Genomic DNA, 361 nt, shown 5'->3' on the forward strand with positions numbered 1-361 from the left:
CGACATATTGCTTCGCCCAGTCCGCAGTCGCCTGATCGGTCTCCTGAGTGATAGCCTGATAGGCGTCCTGCGCAAACTCGGCAAGCCCGGAAAACGCCATGCTGGCCGCCTCCTGCACCGCACCGAATCCAGCGACCGCCTGTTCGCCCAGCGATCGGAACACATCGCCGAGCGTCGTAGTGTCGTCAATGCCTGCGTTGATGTCGTCCTTGAAGACTGCAAGGTATGTCACCGCAGCAGCGATCGCAGCAGCAAGCGCAAGGAACGGGTTCGCCGCTACAACGGCCCACAGGCCGCGCACAGCGTTGGCAAACGCTGTGATCGCCGCTGGGGCAAAGGCAACCGCTGCGGCGGCCCCTAC

At 63.4% G+C, this 361-nt stretch carries 1 protein-coding gene; it reads right to left on the reverse strand.

The annotated features are described in order from the left end of the window. A partial coding sequence (locus KE671_RS22705; RefSeq protein WP_211986831.1) for a hypothetical protein occupies positions 1–361 on the reverse strand: 361 nt, incomplete at both ends.

The sequence above is a fragment of the Citrobacter amalonaticus genome (assembly GCF_018252635.1).
Classification (GTDB): Bacteria; Pseudomonadota; Gammaproteobacteria; order Enterobacterales; family Enterobacteriaceae; genus Citrobacter_A; species Citrobacter_A amalonaticus_E.